Genomic DNA, 16,516 nt, shown 5'->3' with positions numbered 1-16,516 from the left:
ACAAGAATGATAGAAATAGAAGTACAAAAAGCTTTTCAGGGAGATTGTATTTGGATACGATGTATTGCGAAGAAAAATGTAAATATCGTGGTAGATGCAGGTCCTTCAACATTTGCATCAGGCTTCATCAATTTAACAAATAAAATCATCGAAAATAAAGAAAGAATAGATTTACTGATTTTTTCTCATATAGATGATGACCATATAAAAGGTTGCATTCAATATTTGAAAAATGAAAACGAAAAAATTATTGACAAGGTTTGGATAAATGGATTTGGGACAAGTGTATATTTCAATATGCAAGAACATTCACCCAATAATGTTTCATCTTTAGTTTCCTTGATGAAGGAAAAAGGAATTCCAGTAGAATATCCTATTTTGGAAGGGAAGGAGTATTGCTTTTGCGATGGAACAGTTAAAGTGATTGGACCAACTGAACAAGAGGTTTTGGCCGTAGCAGAAAAGATAGAAAAAATAGATGCTTTTCAGGAACATGCGTCAAATTTATTCTTTGGTAATATTGATGATGCTATAGATGAATACAAGTCTGACACATCTGAAAGTAATAGAGCATCAATTATATTTGTTCTAGAATTTGATGATAAAAAAATACTATTTTCAGGAGATAGCACATCCGAAAATATATTACGAGCTATTAATAAGTATTATTCTGATACAAAGTTTGAAATAGTGAAATTACCTCATCACGGAAGTCCAAGAAATATATCAAGAGAATTAATAAGAGGGCTAGACACAGAGCGGTTTATTGTTTCAACTAATAAAAAAATTGATAAAGTTACCCTCCGGCGTTTTGGGGAGGAGCAGGATCACACTGAATTACTGCTTAATTATGATTGGTGGTCAGATGAATATTTCACAATTAATGACCAGCAAAAATATATTGATACTAATAAAATTATAATGAGTTACATAGGAGAAGAAAAAATAATTTTGTAATGGGAAATCATAGTGAAGATTTAAAAAAATATGCTGTCCGCATAAAAGCAGGGGATCAAATGTTAGGTAGTGGAGTGTTATGGAAACCAACGGACTGTGAACATAATAGACTATATGTATTTACGGCAGCACATGTTATTAAAGATCGTGAAAATGTGGAAGTTGAATTTCAGTATCAAGGAAAAGAAGTAAATGTCCTAGTTGAAAAAAATATGATTGCTATATCTGAAACATATCAGCAAAAAGGAGATTTTGGTGATGTAGGAATTATTAGATTGAATTATGTATATGACGATTTCCAAAGTTATAAATTTGTAACTTTTCAAGGTGAATCAGAAAATATTTGTCAAGATAAAAAGCTAATTATGGCAGGATTTCCAATAGAAGGATATAGTAAGCAATCTTACTTAATATCTATAGATACAATGAATTTAGAATATGCTGGCATTGATAATAGAATATCGACATTAAAATATAAAATTTGCTCAGGTGACATCAATTCATCAGATAGAAATTCTGAAATGCAAGGGTTTTCAGGAGCAGGTGTTTTTTGTGATTTAGGAGTAGAATTCGCATTGGTCGGAATACATAAGGGAGCTGTGGGTAATAATGCAGCAAGAGGAAATTTGATGGGAACAACATCTGATTTTGTTAGGATGATGTGTTGCGAAAAGAAGTATGATATTCCAGAATTAATAAACAAAATAAATGGAAATTTGTCAGATCAATTAGAATATTTCAAAGAAGAAATAGTAGAAGACTTAGGCGAAAATGATTTGCCAAAGATGCTATTTTTGCTTGATAAAGTAGTTGAAGAAGATATGGCAGAAGCTATTAAAGGAACTTTTTATGATTTCTGTGACGAATGTAGATATAGCACAAGTTATTATCAGTGTGTCTATTTTAGAGGTTTCTTATTGGTACTTGCTGTTTTCTTAAATGCAATAAACAAAAATGTTGACTTGAAGATGCCTAAAATTACAGTTCCTAAAGAGATACCTATATATTTTATTTGTAGTGAAGGAAAAGGGAGAAATACACAAGCACAATTAAAATTAAGTCATTTTATTTATGCACTAAAATCGGAAAAAGAAATAGCACATAGATTAGAGGATGGCTGTATCATTATATGGGGATCGGAGCAGAAACCAAGAGATAATCAGAAAAAGTGTACATATTTGGAATATGAAAGTGTTTTAGGAGATATTACACGTATACCAGGGAATGAGTTGGATATAACAAGTATTTTTAAAGATCCCAAGCCAAAAGCAATTATACATATTGATGAAATTATCAGTATGCTTAGAAGTGGAAATACGCAACAATTAGATGAAAAATTTGCTGATTATATTAAGGAATTAGAAAAATGAAGGATTATACTTATATTGAGGATATAACAAGTTTAAAAGATAACATTTTAGATGAAAAATGTAAAATTATATATATGAAACGAAAAACCGAAGACTATTTTATACACATTGTTTGTTGCGAATTTTCTGATGTGAATTCACTAAAAGCAAATTGGAAAGAATTAACAAACAATGTGTCAGATGTAATTCAAAAAGGTTTAAGTGATTTAATAGAAATTTATAATATATATATTGTTTTTTTTCAACCTAATATAAAAGGGAATTTAATATATAATATTGAGCAAAATAAATTTTCTTCTAGAAAAATTGTTTTGCAATCAGAAATGCCTAAGAATAAAAAAAATCTAGAACAAATTATAAACTCAAAACTATTTGATTTGCAAATTGAAAAGGAAACCAGTGATCAACCTTGTTTTATAGAAGGAATGGATTTTATAACAAATCTTAATGATTTGAATTTTATAACAGAACTAAAAAAATATATTAAAAGGTGTGCTCAGGAGGAAATAAATGAAAAAAATAAGTAAGATCACTTTAGAAAATTTTAGGGTTTTTTCAGGAAAGCGAGAAATTAGTTTTAATAATTCAAACAATCAGCCGGCAGACTTTATATGTATATATGGCAAAAACGGATTTGGGAAAACATCTCTATTTGATGGGTTTGAGTGGTTTTTTACTGGTGAAATTCATTTATTACAAAAAGATTTGAAAAACAATATTACAAGATATGAGGGAAATGTCTTAAAAAATCGATATGCTTCTGAGAATGAAGGTGCAAGTATTAGTGTAGAATTTTCAGATGGAAAATGTGGTCGCCGTACTGTAGTTAAAAGATACGATTCTATAAATGATTATAATAAAGGTAAGCCAAGTGGTGAATGCAAGGAGCTTATAAATAAAAAGCAGATTTTGCCTCATAGTAAAATAGATAGTTTTATTTATGCAAGTAAGCCAGAATCTATGTATAATGAATGGGGAAATTTCTGGGATCCAAATAATAAGCAAAGAAATCTTTTTCAATCAATTTATAATGTATATAAAGAAATAGATAAAGAAAAACAGGATTGTAATGAACAATTATATTTATTATCGGTACAATTATCGGATATAAATATAGAAGAAAAAGTAGTCGAATATAATAAGACAGTATCAGAATATAATCGGTTATTTATACCTAAAATCGGAAAGCTAGAATCATTACAATATCGCAAAAATGAAAAAGTAAATATTGATAGCATTTTGTCAGGAGAAAAATTTTTACATTCTTTAAACAGTTATATTTCAGAACAACGATATTTAAGTGAGCAATGTTTGTATTTGGAAAAACATTTTAACGAGTATGTAGAGTTTCAGAAATATGAACAAGAATTATATTCTAGAAAGAAAAGATGGAGCGAAATAATTAGAAAGTGTTATGAGAAAAAAGAATTAATAGAGAAAAAACAAAATTTACTTAAAAAAATTGATAGAATAACCCAAAATAAGAATGATATAGAAATTTTACTTGATCGCCAGTGGTTTATCCAATACGAAAAATACATAGAAACAAAAGCAACTTATACAAAGATTAATGAAGATTTGCAAAATAATGACTTACACAAACAAAAAATATGTAGTCAACTTGATATATGTAAAGAAAGCCAAAAATCTTATATTGCAAAATTAAAGAATTTATCAGACAACTATATCCAATGGATATCTAAAATACAGGAGTTAGAAGTACAAGAAAAATCTATACTCAATAAAAATCAGCAGAATATCCTTATTGAAAAAATAAAAGAAAATCAGGAAACGATCGAGCAGTATGAAAAAGAGCGACAATATTTGTTAAAGGCATCGGGAGAAGATTATGATAAATTTGTGCTGTCTTTAGAAAAAGATGAAATATTGCTGTATAATTGGATTATGCAATTTTACGAAAGAATTAAAAAAATTAAAGATACCATAAATGATTATACAGAAAAAGAAAAAAAATCCAAATATGTTTATCAAAAAATGAAGGATGACATAGATAATTTAGATGAACTACTAACTTTAGCAAAAAAGGAAATACAAAAAGAAAATATGAATATCTGTCCAGTCTGCAAAAGTACTTTTACTAATACTCAGGAATTGCTAAAAAAAATTGATTTATCTGCTCAGCAGGAAATGTTATCATTAAAAAAAGAAGAATGGGATAGTAATAGAAAGGTATTAAAGGAAGTACAAGAAAATTATAAGAATGAAAATCAAAATATAAGTGAAGATTTAGAAAATATGCTATATAAAAATCAACAGCTAATTATAGATTTTCAAAATAAGATTGCGGCATATAAAAAACAGATTAAAGATAATGAACTATACTGTCAACATATAGAAGCTCAAAAAGAAATAATAAAATCTATAATCTGTAATAGTATAGAGGAAGATACTATTGAATTAACAGAACCTTATGTTAAGGAGGCATATGAAAAAAGGAAAACAGACTTAAGTGCAAAAATAGATAAGTATAATAATAAGATTGGTGAGATACAAAAAAATATAGATAAACTCTCGAGAATAATTGACTCAGAAAAAGAAATTTTAGAAGATTTAGAGAAAAATAAAAAATGCTTTTATGATGATATAAATAATAAGCAGAAATTAGATATTTTAGCCAAGAGAAATTTGTTTTCATATGATGATTATTTGTCATTGATAAAGGAATATAATTATGAAATCGAAAAATATTTATCTTCAATTAAGGAAATAGATAAATTACTTCAGGTATATAAAATATACCATTACAAAAATGTAGAGCAATATTCTTCGCTTGTTAGTAAGTTAAATATACCTGAAGAAGGATGGGTAGATATTTTTAGAAAATATAAAAATAGTGTGTTTAAGAAAAAAACTATTTCGCATAAAACTATTCTACATTTTAAAATGAAACTTGATTCTAAAGTTGATATGGCTCAAAAAAAAATAGAGGCACTAAGTCGATGCTTGAGTGATTTATCAATAAAGGAAAGTATAAATACTTACAATCGGCTAGAAGAAGAACGAATAAAATTACAAGAAAAAGAGCATTTTGTAACGCGAAAATTAGAGATTGCCGAAAAAATCTTTTTTTCGGCGCAAAGACAACTAGAAGAACATATAAAAAATGTATTTGGCGGAATTACAATTAGCCATATATATGAAAAGATAGAGCCTCATAAACGCTTTAGACAATTAGAATATCAAATTGGTTTTAATAATGATGGAGTACCAGAGTTATATATAAAAGTTTTGAATGATAAAGAAGAGGGAGTAATACCAGAATTGTTTTTTAGTTCGGCTCAACTTAATACAGTTGCGTTAAGTGTGTTTTTGGGAGGTGCCCTCACAGCAATTAATCCTAAAATTAAAACTATTTTTATTGATGATCCTATTGGACATTTTGATGATTTAAATGTATTATCATTTATTGATGTTTTAAGAACTATAATAAGCGAAACAGACTGGCAGTTAATCATTTCAACTCATGAAGAAAATTTTTATGAAATAATGAAAGTTAAATTAAACCCAAAACATTATAATTCTAAATTTTTAGTTTTTGAAGATGAAGCAACCTTGAGAGAAGACAACAGATTATAATTTGGATTCGGCTGTTTACAATCTTCATATGCAGAACCATTTGAATAGTGTTTTTAGGCGTTAATTGAAAAATGGTTAAGAACAAAAAAATGGGATAGTAGTTTCAAAAGTTTTGCGCTTGTTTATATAATAATTAAGTTTTCAAAAAATATTTTACATGGAAATGAATCTGATTGCAGTTCTTCTGGTGTCCTAATCCAATTTCGAGTAATATCGATTATGGGCAGATGCAGTATTAAAAAAAACGGTCATACGAGAGAAACCCGTTTTGGATTTTTTGACTTTCCAAAACGGGGATTAAATTTTTCAACTGTGTTGTTTTTAAAGGTCCGGTGTAGTGAATTCCTATGTTTCTTTTATGCCTCTTTTTTATTAGTACAGTTTTTGGTGTCTGTTTTCGGCTTCATAGACCAAAATAGAACGTTCATAAGAATTACAATCAGTAATACGGCAGCTAAAGCTACCCAGAATCCTATGTTCAGACCAAGCCATTCCGTAGTTCCAAAAAGTGTCATCCAAAGTTCTTTCCAGTTCATTGTTGCACCTCCTTAAAGCAATTCGCCAAAATGACGGACATAAGCCTTTTTCAAGCTTGTTGCCAAAACCATATACAATAAGATGCACGGAAGCAGATATGCAAAGTATGCTGCTGGCAGTGCCACAAACCCAAGAAGTTTTCCAAATATCGTAAATGGTATGACGGTTAGAATCGTAATCCCTGTCATTGTAAGGAATGTCACAGGAGCAGATGCCCGGCTCTGGATAAATGGGAGCTTCGGTGTACGAATCATGTGGATCACTAATGTCTGGCTCCACATAGATTCTACAAACCAGCCAGCCTGGAACATTCCGATATACTGTGTCTGCATCGCCGTCAGCTCTGTTCCGCTAAAATGAGCCGGCAGGTCATTGAACAGGATACCCTTGGATACAAAGAATGGGCAGAATACAAAGTACATGAAAATGTATGTGGTAAAATCAAAGATGGAGCTGGTTGGTCCGATCCAGATCATAAAACTGCCTACACTGGAGGCATCCCATTTCCGTGGTTTGGCAATAAACTCTTCATCTACATTGTCCCATGGGATTGCCGTACAGGACAGGTCGTAGATTAGGTTCAGGAAAATCAAATGTACACTTTCCATTGGCAGGAATGGCAGAAGAGCAGAAGCAGCCAGTACGGAGAACATATTTCCAAAATTGGAGGAAGCAGTCATTTTGATGTACTTGATCATGTTGGAATAGGTTTTCCGCCCTTCAATGATGCCCTGTTCCAAAACCATCAGATCTTTTTCTAAAAGAATGATGTCTGCTGATTCTTTCGCCACGTCTACCGCTGTATCTACGGAGATTCCGATGTCCGCAGATTTCATGGCAGCAGCATCATTGATTCCATCACCCATAAATCCAACCGTATGACCATTCTCACGAAGAACAGAAACAATACGGGCTTTCTGCTCCGGTGTCAGTTTCGCAAATACCTCGGTGGTTTCTGCCGCCCTGGCAAGTTCAGCATCACTCATGTGTTCCAGATCAGAACCCAGGAGCATATTGCGGACTTTCAGCCCCACCTGTTTACAGATGGTCCGGGTTACTTTTTCATTATCGCCTGTGAGGATTTTGGTAAGGACCCCATGGTTTTTCAATGCCTGGATAGCATCGGCAGTAGATTCTTTCGGTGGATCTAAAAATGCCAGATAACCAATCAGCACCATATCGCATTCATCTTTGACACCAAAAGCTCCCACTGGAGATGGGTTGCTCTTTTGGGCGATAGCCAAAACACGAAAACCTTTTTCATTTAATCCATCTACAGTTTTCAAAATCCGGCTCCGCACTTCATCACGCAGAGGTTGTACATGCCCGTCACATTCTGCAAAGCTACAGATTGAAAGCATCTCTTCCACAGCACCTTTTGTTACCATCTGTGTCTTTCCGTTTTTATCCTGTACCACAGTGGATAAACGGCGGCGTTTAAAGTCAAAGGGAATCTCATCCACCTTGACGTAGGTTTCTGACAGGTCAATCAGACGCTTATCTTCCGCCTCCATCTCCTCTGTTTTATGGATAATAGACAGATCCATGAGATTTTTATATCCTGTCTGAAAGTAACTGTTCAGATAGGCATGGCGAAGGACTCTGGTATCATCTTCTCCATTTACATTGAGATGATATTCCAATACCACCTTATCCTGTGTCAGTGTCCCCGTCTTGTCTGTACAGAGGATATCCATAGCACCAAAATTCTGAATGGAATTAAGGTTTTTTACAATGGTTTGCTTTTTACTCATGGAAACAGCGCCTTTTGCAAGGCAGGTGGTTACAATCATCGGAAGCATTTCCGGTGTGAGTCCCACTGCAATGGAAATCCCAAATAGGAAAGCCTCCAGCCAATCCCCCTTTGTAAAGCCATTCACAAAGAATACCAGAGGAACCATCACCAGCATAAAACGGATCAGTACCCATGACACAGCATTGACACCTTTCGTAAAACTGGTTTCCACAGCTTCTCCGGCAACAGCAGCGGCCATAGAGCCAAACAGCGTATGATCACCGACACAGATAACGACAGCCGTTGCACTTCCGGAGATCACATTACTGCCCATAAATGCAATATTGGTGTAATCCGTTACACTGTCCTTATGTGGGCTTACATGAGGGAGCTTTTCAACCGGCTCACTTTCTCCGGTAAGGCTTGCCTGGCTGACAAATAGATCTTTTGCATCCAGGATACGGACATCTGCCGGAATCATGTCCCCGGCAGATAAATGGACGATATCACCTACCACCAGGTCATCCATGGGTATCTCTGTTTTTTCCTGTCCTATGCGGGTGACGGTACAGGTGGTTGTGATCATTGCAAGCAGCTTTTCCGCCGCATTTCCGCTGCGGGATTCCTGCACAAAGCGAAGGGTACCGGAAATAAATACCATAGTTAAAATGATAACGACTGTCAAAAAATCAAAGTCCTCTGGTACGCTTCCAAAGAGTGAAAAATACGGGAAAATCATATCCGTAATCGTGGAAACAAAAGCAAGGCAAAATAAAATAGCAGTAAAAGGGTTGATAAATGCACCTGCCACACGTTTTGCCAGGGATTTCTTTTTTTCGTGGGTGACTTTGTTCGTACCGTATTTGGAACGGTTTACGGATACGGTATCTGCTTCTAACCCCCTAAGTGTGGTATGAAAGATTTTTAAAACCTCTTTTACCGGGTTGGTTGCTGCAGATTGGATGCGACGGTTCTGTTCGTCACGGATGACTGCCTTTTCTACAGTCTGGCGAACAGCCATACGATTTTCTTTTTTGTTCATTAGTCTTACCTCCTTGAATGTTTGTAGGGGCAAGGAAAATTCTATGAGGGACACGGAATCTGTGGACACTCATACAATATTCTCTGCCTTCGTGGACTGTCTTCAGAGTCCATGTCTTTCACCTCACAATCTTTAAAAGCTATCTATGTAAAACCGCAATGGGAATTACGGTCTGTGGTATCGGTTGCTCTTTTCGATATACCAGACATCTAAGCCGGCAAGTATCATCCATACAATCATTGCAGATACAAACCAGTGGTTTGAAAATAAGGGCAAAAATCCTTTTACCAGAAAGATGACACCGTTTAAGGTAATGATTCCTCCGATATTGCGGCAAAGAGGGATAATTCGGAGTTTATCCTTCTCTTTTTGCGGCATATTTTTCCATAGGGAAAGATGGAAGTAGCCTTTTCCAAAGGCAAACCAAAGACCGGCAAGGGTAAATAGGATTCCAAAAAAAATGCAGGTAAAGTCCATTGTCTGCTCCTCCTTTTAGTGATAGAAGCGGCTGCTTCGTTTCGTCAGTTTCAAAAGTTTGGTGATAAGCACAATCATGGTGGTAGCAAGAATAACCCAGACCACAGCACTTACCTGATACCAAAACTGAAAGATAATCATTCTATATTCAGAGAAATGCCAGCCCAGATAGCTGCATAGGATTGTAAATATGGGGTAGGGAGCAAAAAGGATTGCCCCTTTCAAATCTTTTTGTTTTCGCTTCAATTGCAACACCTCCCAATTGGTATGAATCATTACCGTATTTGTGGTACGTTTCTTTGACCACGAAAAGTATATAAAAAACAGCCGGGGAATCCTATGGCTAAAGTCTTGCGATTTTCTTGCGATTTGGCAAGAAAATAGACGGGCTGAAACTAAAAATGGTCTCAGTCCGCCTTTCTCATAACTCATCATTAAATTTGTAACCAATCCCCCAGATGGTTAAAATGTATGTGGGAGAATCCGGGGCAGGTTCAATCTTTTTTCGCAGTTTCCGGATAAAAGCCATGATGTTACTGTTATCCAGAAGATAATCTTCCTCCCATACTGCACGGTAAATCTGTTCTTTTGTAAATACTTCTCCACGATTTTTAGCCAGAAAATACAAAATATCGAATTCCTTTGGTGTCAGGCTGATTTCAGAACCTTTCATCAGGACTTTCCGGCTCCTTGGATGAATTTCCAGATCACCGATCAGAAGTTCATCCGAGTGTGCACCAATGGCCACTTCTGTATCTTCTAAGGCTCCTAATAACAGCGAGGATACTTCTCCGCTTATCATGTCCTGAATACCGGAAATCAGCTCTTTTGTATAAGCACTTTCCGGCGGTTCCCTTGATAATTTTTCCAAGAGCCAGATTTCAAGGGCATGATCCATGGGAATATAACTGATATTCTTTTTCATCATGAGCGCCTCCTTTAAATCAACTCTTGATATTTGTTCTTATAAAAATATTTGGTTACGGAACTTAGCAGCATATAGAAAAATGCCACAAGCAGCAAAAAGGCAAAATACCAAAGCGGTAATTTTGTCAGTCCAAACAGTGATGCCCCGCTGGTAAACGTAAGGGCTGTAAAAGCAAGAATCCCTACCAGAGTGATAGAGATGACCGGTGCAGCTGCCCTGCTTTGGAGAAACGGGATTTTGGCAGTACGAAGGAAATGCAGGATCAAAACCTGTGTCCACATGGACTCCAAAAACCAGCCTGTTTGGAATAAAGCAGCGTACTGAAGTTTCAGGGAAGGATCAGTAAGCTGCAGGTAAGTTGTCCCTCCGCATAGTGCAGGACATAGGAAATAATACAAAAACAGGAAAGTCACAATATCAAACAGGGAACTAATCGGTCCGAAAGAAAGCATAAACTGCTTCAGTGTCTTGCCGGACCAGTCTCTTGGGGACAGTATTTCTTCCTCATCTACATTGTCCCAGGGAAGTACGATACACAGCGTATCATATAACAGATTCAGAAGCAGGATCTGGATGGAGGTCATAGGAAGAAACGGTAAAAATGCACTGGCACAAATGATGGAAAAAATATTTCCAAAGTTGGAACTTGCAGTGATTTTAATATACTTCAGCATATTGGTAAAAGTCTTTCGCCCTTCCAGGACACCCTGCTCCAATACATTTAAGTCTTTTTGCAGCAGTACAACGTCAGCGGCATCTTTTGCGGCATCCACTGCTGTATCTACAGAAATCCCCACATTTGCCTCATTTAGTGCCGGAATGTCGTTGACCCCATCCCCAAGAAATCCAACGGTATGACCATTCTCTTTGAGTGCAGAAACCAAACGCACTTTCTGACCGGGAGTAAGCTCTGCAAAAACATGGGTTTCTTCGACCACCTTTTTCAGTTCACAGTCTGTCATTTCATCCAGTTGGGTGCCGGTCAGGATATGTTCCGCAGAGATTCCAACCCGGCGGCAGACGGATAGCGCAATGGCTGCCTGGTCTCCGGTCAGGATCTTCGGGATTACTTTTAATCTCTTCAGTGCTGTTACGGATTCGCTTGCCGTCTGTTTTGGGGCATCAAAGAAAGACAGATAACCAACCAAAGTCATATCCTTTTCATCGTCAGGTGTGATTTCCTTTCGTGTTCCCACATGTTTCCGAGCCACAGCAATAACCTTCATCCCGTCCTGCAACATTTCCCCTACCACAGAAAATACGCTTTGTCTGGCATCTTTCTCCATAGGAAGTCGTGTTCCACGATATTCTACATGACTGCATCGGGAAAGAATGTGTGCAATATCCCCTTTCATAATCAGATGGCTGTTTCCGGTACTGTCCTGCACAAGGGTACTGACAAACTTACGGGTATAGTCAAAGGGAATTTCATCTTCCTTCTGATATTCTGTCAGAAGCTTGGCATAATGGATTTCCCTGCCTGGCATGGATTTACAGGCAAGAATGGCATTGTCAATGGGATTACGGACGCCGGAATGATAGGAACTGTTCAGATAAGCCAGATCCAGGACCTCTGTATTTTCATTGCCCAGAATATCCATATAATATTCCAGCAGGATACTTTCATTGGTCAGTGTTCCTGTTTTATCCATACAAAGCACATCTATGCTTCCAAAGCTCTGCATGGCGTTCAGATCTTTGATGATGGTCTGTTTTTTACCCATAGCAAGGCTTCCTTTTGCAAGGCAGGCAGTGATGACCATGGGGAGCATTTCCGGCATCAGCCCTACCGCTACAGACAGTGCGAATGCAAAGGATTCCAGCCATTTTCCACCTGTGATTCCCAATATAAGAAATACAATGGGAACCAGAACTGCCATAAACCGGATCATGACCCAGGCAATGGAATTGGCTCCTTTTTGAAAAGCATTTTTATCTTCAGAATCCGGTTTGGTAAATCCTCCGTACAGCGTATCCGTTCCTACAGCCAGCACGATGCCTTCCCCTTTTCCGCTGATAACTGTGGTCGCCATAAACGCAAGATTTTCCAATTGTGTTATGGGTTCTTGTTCTTTGTAACAAAGTGTACGGCAGCTTTTTTCCAAAATGGCGCTTTCTCCAGTGATAGCGGCCTGGGAAATAAATAGATCGGTTACCTTTGTCAGCCGGATATCCGCTGGAACACGATCACCAGCAGAAAACAGAACCAGATCGCCTACCACTAATTCTTCACCGGGGATTTCCCGTAGTTCCCCATTCCGTCTTACGGTAACCTTTTCGTGAATCAAACGGTCAAGCTGTGCGGCTGTGCTTTTCGCCCGCAGCTCCTGAATTAAACGGATGATACCGCTGATTACAATCATAGAAAAGATGATAAGAGCAGTAGTAGCGTTCCGTGTAAAATTAGAGGCCATAAAAACATCGGTAACAAGAGAAACAATACCTAAAATAAATAGAATCACATGAAATGGATTAATAAACGCTCGCCGCAATCGCTGGATGGTGGTATCTGTTTTACGTTCCTGAAAACTGTTTTTACCATATCTTTCCCGCATTGCATCCACCTGTTCTTTGGATAGCCCAAGGGCAGATGTACCAAGAACCTGGTAGATTTCTGGCGGCTTACAGTAAGCGTACTTTTTGATACGGCTGTCAAATAGTGTTGCTTTCGACAAAAATAGATTCCTCCCTTCGTAGTATAAGTAAGAATATTTTAACATAGAGTTGTGAAAATGACAGATTTATATTCTTGCTTTTTTCTTGCGATTCGTTGGAGGGATATATTTTAAACGCTGAACATCAAGTATAGAGACTTGAAAATCAGACATAACTTTATTGCTTCGGTAAATAAAGTTTTGTCTAAGAACTTTCGTAAAAAAATAAAGGCTATAGAAATCTATAAGCGAACTGGATGTAAAATCAGCAGTATTGCAGAAATGCTTAATCCTTTAATGTAAGCGCTTAGTTACAGGGTGGATATAAAACAGAAATCCTAGCATCTACTACCAGACGCTAGGAAAGCGAGCGTTTTACTCCATTTTATTTACACATCTCCTGAACACGTTCGTTCCAAGGAGCGAGATTTTCGAATTCTTCATCTGTCATGTCCTTGTTTGGTCGGTGTTCAAAAAGGAATTTCAGGTATTCTTATAAATTTAAGTTATGGTAGAATTATCCATTACGATTTCCATAGCAACACTAGCATCAGTAGAGGGCATTGCTAGAATGCGAGTATTTTGCTTCATTATTGTAGTAGATGGTACTGGATTTGAAACCAGATCTACTTTGACAACTTCCTGATGAACAGGGGTTCCCAAGTGCTTACTCTCAGAATCAGGAAGTGTTACGTCGGCTTTGCGTAGCTTACTAACCCAGTTGTAAAAGGTGCCAGGATGAATCCCATGTGCTTCACACCACTGATAATCGGAAAGGCCGCTGGAACGGCATTCCATAATAAGTTTCAATTGTTCTTCGCGATTGACACGTTTTGCTTTCATAATTCCTAGTCTCCAAGTAAAGTAAAACGCTTGCGTTCTAGTCTCATAATGGAGCAAAACGCTTGCATTTCCTAGCTGCAATTATAAAGCACAAACGGAGTGGATAAAATCCACCCCAAAACTAAGCGCTTACCCTTTAATTCAAAGATGGATGAATTATTTTAGAAAGTTCAATCCATCGGCAATGAGAGGAACACTATAATGTACCGAATGAGGATTGATTAAATGAGCAATGTGAAAATATAAGAATTTTCGTGGCAAACGGAGCGGAAAAATGGCTCTGCACTGTAAGGCAGTGAGTGCTAGAACTGTTTGCTTATTGGAGCAATTTGTATTCGTATTGTTCAATGATAAGATCCGTACGAAAGGAGACTTTCACGTACGATTCTGTGAGAAGTTTGAAGTGAAAGTCCTCTTACATACTCAACTGAGAGGTCGAGATTTCTCATTTAGAGAAATCTCGCCTACTTGATTAATTACATTTTTATTTAGTTCATCTACTTTTAGTGAGATTTTTTTGGGGGAGTTGAAGAAAAAATAAGTCAAGTACTGTTGCAGTTATTAAACATACTATAGTAGTTAGTATAAAACAAACATCAAAAGATATTGGCAATAAATTTAAAAGATATAGAATCAATGAACCTACAGGTATATGTATTAAATATAGAGTATAACTATGTTTAGCAACTAATTTCAAAAATTTAAACCGTTTGTTAGAATATAAGCAAAATAATAAAAATATTACAACGGCAAAAATTAATGAGTAAATAAAATAATCAGGTGAAGTGAAAATTCGTCCTGGATAAATGTATTCATGATAGTTGATAAAAAGGAAGGAAATAACAGCACCTTGAATTAAAGCTTGTTTATGACTTACGATATTGTGTATAGCCAAATAAATAACTCTCCCTAATAAAACAAAAAGAACATAATTAGCATAATAAGCTAAAGCATTGGTAAAGGAATTATGTGGAGATAATGTTGTAATGCAACATACGGATAAAATTATACAAAAGGTTGCTTTATTTGGAGAATTTTTATTAATAGGTAAAAAAATAAAGCAAAGAATATAAAATATAACTTCTACTAGGAGTGTCCAAGTAACAACTAACAACTCAGGAGAACCAACTAGTCGATCAACTAGGAAAAATGTCAATAAGTAGTCTTTGATAGAATTTGATGAGACATTGCCAAGTGATACAGGATAAAGAAAATAACTTGAAAGTTTGTTAATTATGTACATTATTAATAGGCTGATAAACAAGGTTGGGACAATTCTAAAAAATCTTTTTCTAAAAAAAGTATGTCTATTTTCATTTTGCATAGTATGAGTAATAATAAAACCGCTTATTAAGAAAAAAATCAGTACAGCAAAGTATCCTAAATCTCCACTTAAATGAAGTGGAATACAAAATATTTTATCCACAAAATTCTTTAGATATGAAACTTTATGATTTGCTGAAGACCACCAGGCACATAAATGAGTATATATAACTATTAATGTCGAAAGACCTCTCAAATTTTCAATAAAATAAAAAAATTTTTGTTGATTTTGTGTGTTCATAGTAGATATCCTTTCCTAAAAAATAAATTATTGATCCATATGTAAATAAAAATTTTCTAAATCTTTATTACAAATTTTAGAGAAATTAATTGTTTCTGTATACATGGATGCGATTGAGTAAATATAATTTTTGTATTGCCCGCAAAAAAGTGGAAACGAATAGGATAACGTATTGAGTAAATTTAGTTTTTTACTAATTCCTATACCTTGCATTTTTAAAATAGCTTCTTTTTTAGTCCATATTTTGAAAAAATCAATTGATAAATTTGGTGAATGAATTACACTTCGATATTCTTCATCATGTAAACAATGAGTTAATAAGCTACGTGATGGAGATTTCAGTGTTTCTACATCTACACCAATTGGTGAACGAAGACTTGTGCCAAAGACTAAAAAATTATTTGTATGTGAAACATTAAAATAAATAGGATATGAATTTACAATATATGGCTTTCCAAAACTTCCGTGTTTGATTTGTATTTCAGAAAGAGGAATACCATAAAAAATATTGATTCCCATTTTGGTTAACAATTCACTGTATAATATACTCTCTTTTTTTTCTGTACGATATATATTTCGTAGAAATGTTCTTCTAGATTGTGATAAATATTTTTCTAAAATGTTAAAAGTATTTTGAGTCATTGAACTTGAAATTTCTAAAAAAATTATCTTCATTTTTCATCTATTGTTTATTGGATTAAACAATTACCCCTCCTTTTTAAGATTATATCTTCTCGGAATCTTCAGCCCTTATTTCATAAGCCTTTTAGAATTCCTATTTTAAAAGTCACCCACTTTTTGCTAAAAGCACT

At 35.3% G+C, this 16,516-nt stretch carries 13 protein-coding genes; 4 read left to right on the top strand and 9 right to left on the bottom strand.

Annotated features, from left to right (window positions below):
* Positions 1–6: 6 nt before the first annotated feature.
* The 4 genes from BQ5364_RS09260 to BQ5364_RS09245 are packed head-to-tail and all read left to right on the top strand — an operon-like array spanning position 7 to position 5,924.
* The gene (locus tag BQ5364_RS09260; protein WP_071144170.1) at positions 7–957 is read left to right on the top strand and encodes a ComEC/Rec2 family competence protein; all 951 of its coding nucleotides are present in this window, start codon (positions 7–9) and stop codon (positions 955–957) included.
* Entirely contained in the window at positions 957–2,327 is a 1,371-nt protein-coding gene (locus BQ5364_RS09255) for a S1 family peptidase (RefSeq protein ID WP_071144169.1), read from the top strand. Before BQ5364_RS09260 ends, BQ5364_RS09255 begins: the two co-directional genes overlap by 1 nt.
* Positions 2,324–2,854 carry an ABC-three component system middle component 1 gene (locus tag BQ5364_RS09250; RefSeq protein WP_071144168.1) on the top strand — a complete coding sequence of 177 codons (531 nt, stop codon included), beginning with the start codon at positions 2,324–2,326 and terminating at the stop codon, positions 2,852–2,854. Before BQ5364_RS09255 ends, BQ5364_RS09250 begins: the two co-directional genes overlap by 4 nt.
* Positions 2,838–5,924 (top strand): AAA family ATPase, encoded by a 3,087-nt coding sequence (locus BQ5364_RS09245; protein ID WP_071144167.1) that lies wholly within the window; start codon positions 2,838–2,840, stop codon positions 5,922–5,924. The genes BQ5364_RS09250 and BQ5364_RS09245 overlap by 17 nt, the downstream gene beginning before the upstream one ends.
* Before the next feature lie 356 nt (positions 5,925–6,280).
* Here the strand turns inward: BQ5364_RS09245 and BQ5364_RS09240 are convergent, their stop codons facing one another.
* The 9 genes from BQ5364_RS09240 to BQ5364_RS09200 all read right to left on the bottom strand — a co-directional run bounded on the left by BQ5364_RS09240 (position 6,281) and on the right by BQ5364_RS09200 (position 16,379).
* The gene (locus BQ5364_RS09240) at positions 6,281–6,460 is read right to left on the bottom strand and encodes a hypothetical protein (protein ID WP_071144166.1); all 180 of its coding nucleotides are present in this window, start codon (positions 6,458–6,460) and stop codon (positions 6,281–6,283) included.
* A gap of 12 nt (positions 6,461–6,472) precedes the next feature.
* The gene (mgtA, locus tag BQ5364_RS09235) at positions 6,473–9,238 is read right to left on the bottom strand and encodes a magnesium-translocating P-type ATPase (protein ID WP_071144165.1); all 2,766 of its coding nucleotides are present in this window, start codon (positions 9,236–9,238) and stop codon (positions 6,473–6,475) included.
* Positions 9,239–9,403: 165 nt separating this feature from the next.
* The gene (locus tag BQ5364_RS09230; protein WP_071144164.1) at positions 9,404–9,715 is read right to left on the bottom strand and encodes a DUF3784 domain-containing protein; all 312 of its coding nucleotides are present in this window, start codon (positions 9,713–9,715) and stop codon (positions 9,404–9,406) included.
* Positions 9,716–9,730: 15 nt separating this feature from the next.
* On the bottom strand, positions 9,731–9,970 hold the full coding sequence (locus BQ5364_RS09225) for a conjugal transfer protein (RefSeq protein WP_235837201.1): 240 nt from the start codon (positions 9,968–9,970) through the stop codon (positions 9,731–9,733).
* A gap of 166 nt (positions 9,971–10,136) precedes the next feature.
* Positions 10,137–10,640: a winged helix-turn-helix domain-containing protein gene (locus BQ5364_RS09220; RefSeq protein ID WP_071144163.1), complete on the bottom strand. Its 504-nt coding sequence runs from the start codon at positions 10,638–10,640 to the stop codon at positions 10,137–10,139.
* 14 nt (positions 10,641–10,654) lie between these two features.
* Complete coding sequence (mgtA, locus tag BQ5364_RS09215; RefSeq protein WP_071144162.1) at positions 10,655–13,318, bottom strand: magnesium-translocating P-type ATPase; 2,664 nt, start codon at positions 13,316–13,318, stop codon at positions 10,655–10,657.
* A gap of 480 nt (positions 13,319–13,798) precedes the next feature.
* Positions 13,799–14,140: an IS66 family insertion sequence element accessory protein TnpA gene (gene tnpA, locus BQ5364_RS09210; protein ID WP_071144161.1), complete on the bottom strand. Its 342-nt coding sequence runs from the start codon at positions 14,138–14,140 to the stop codon at positions 13,799–13,801.
* A gap of 493 nt (positions 14,141–14,633) precedes the next feature.
* Positions 14,634–15,704 (bottom strand): acyltransferase family protein, encoded by a 1,071-nt coding sequence (locus BQ5364_RS09205; RefSeq protein ID WP_071144160.1) that lies wholly within the window; start codon positions 15,702–15,704, stop codon positions 14,634–14,636.
* A 27-nt stretch (positions 15,705–15,731) separates the two neighbouring features.
* Complete coding sequence (locus tag BQ5364_RS09200; protein ID WP_071144159.1) at positions 15,732–16,379, bottom strand: 4'-phosphopantetheinyl transferase family protein; 648 nt, start codon at positions 16,377–16,379, stop codon at positions 15,732–15,734.
* Positions 16,380–16,516 lie beyond the last annotated feature (137 nt).

It is taken from the genome of Coprococcus phoceensis, assembly GCF_900104635.1.
GTDB lineage: Bacteria > Bacillota > Clostridia > Lachnospirales > Lachnospiraceae > Faecalimonas > Faecalimonas phoceensis.
This window is presented reverse-complemented; position numbering and strand designations above follow the sequence as displayed.

Coding starts and splice junctions, on each gene's coding strand:
- BQ5364_RS09260 (WP_071144170.1), top strand. CDS start 7: ATGATAGAAATAGAAGTACAAAAAGCTTTTCAGGGAGATTGTATTTGG.
- BQ5364_RS09230 (WP_071144164.1), bottom strand. CDS start 9,715: ATGGACTTTACCTGCATTTTTTTTGGAATCCTATTTACCCTTGCCGGT.
- BQ5364_RS09240 (WP_071144166.1), bottom strand. CDS start 6,460: ATGAACTGGAAAGAACTTTGGATGACACTTTTTGGAACTACGGAATGG.
- tnpA (WP_071144161.1), bottom strand. CDS start 14,140: ATGAAAGCAAAACGTGTCAATCGCGAAGAACAATTGAAACTTATTATG.
- BQ5364_RS09255 (WP_071144169.1), top strand. CDS start 957: ATGGGAAATCATAGTGAAGATTTAAAAAAATATGCTGTCCGCATAAAA.
- BQ5364_RS09245 (WP_071144167.1), top strand. CDS start 2,838: ATGAAAAAAATAAGTAAGATCACTTTAGAAAATTTTAGGGTTTTTTCA.
- BQ5364_RS09250 (WP_071144168.1), top strand. CDS start 2,324: ATGAAGGATTATACTTATATTGAGGATATAACAAGTTTAAAAGATAAC.
- BQ5364_RS09200 (WP_071144159.1), bottom strand. CDS start 16,379: ATGAAGATAATTTTTTTAGAAATTTCAAGTTCAATGACTCAAAATACT.
- BQ5364_RS09205 (WP_071144160.1), bottom strand. CDS start 15,704: ATGAACACACAAAATCAACAAAAATTTTTTTATTTTATTGAAAATTTG.
- BQ5364_RS09220 (WP_071144163.1), bottom strand. CDS start 10,640: ATGAAAAAGAATATCAGTTATATTCCCATGGATCATGCCCTTGAAATC.
- mgtA (WP_071144165.1), bottom strand. CDS start 9,238: ATGAACAAAAAAGAAAATCGTATGGCTGTTCGCCAGACTGTAGAAAAG.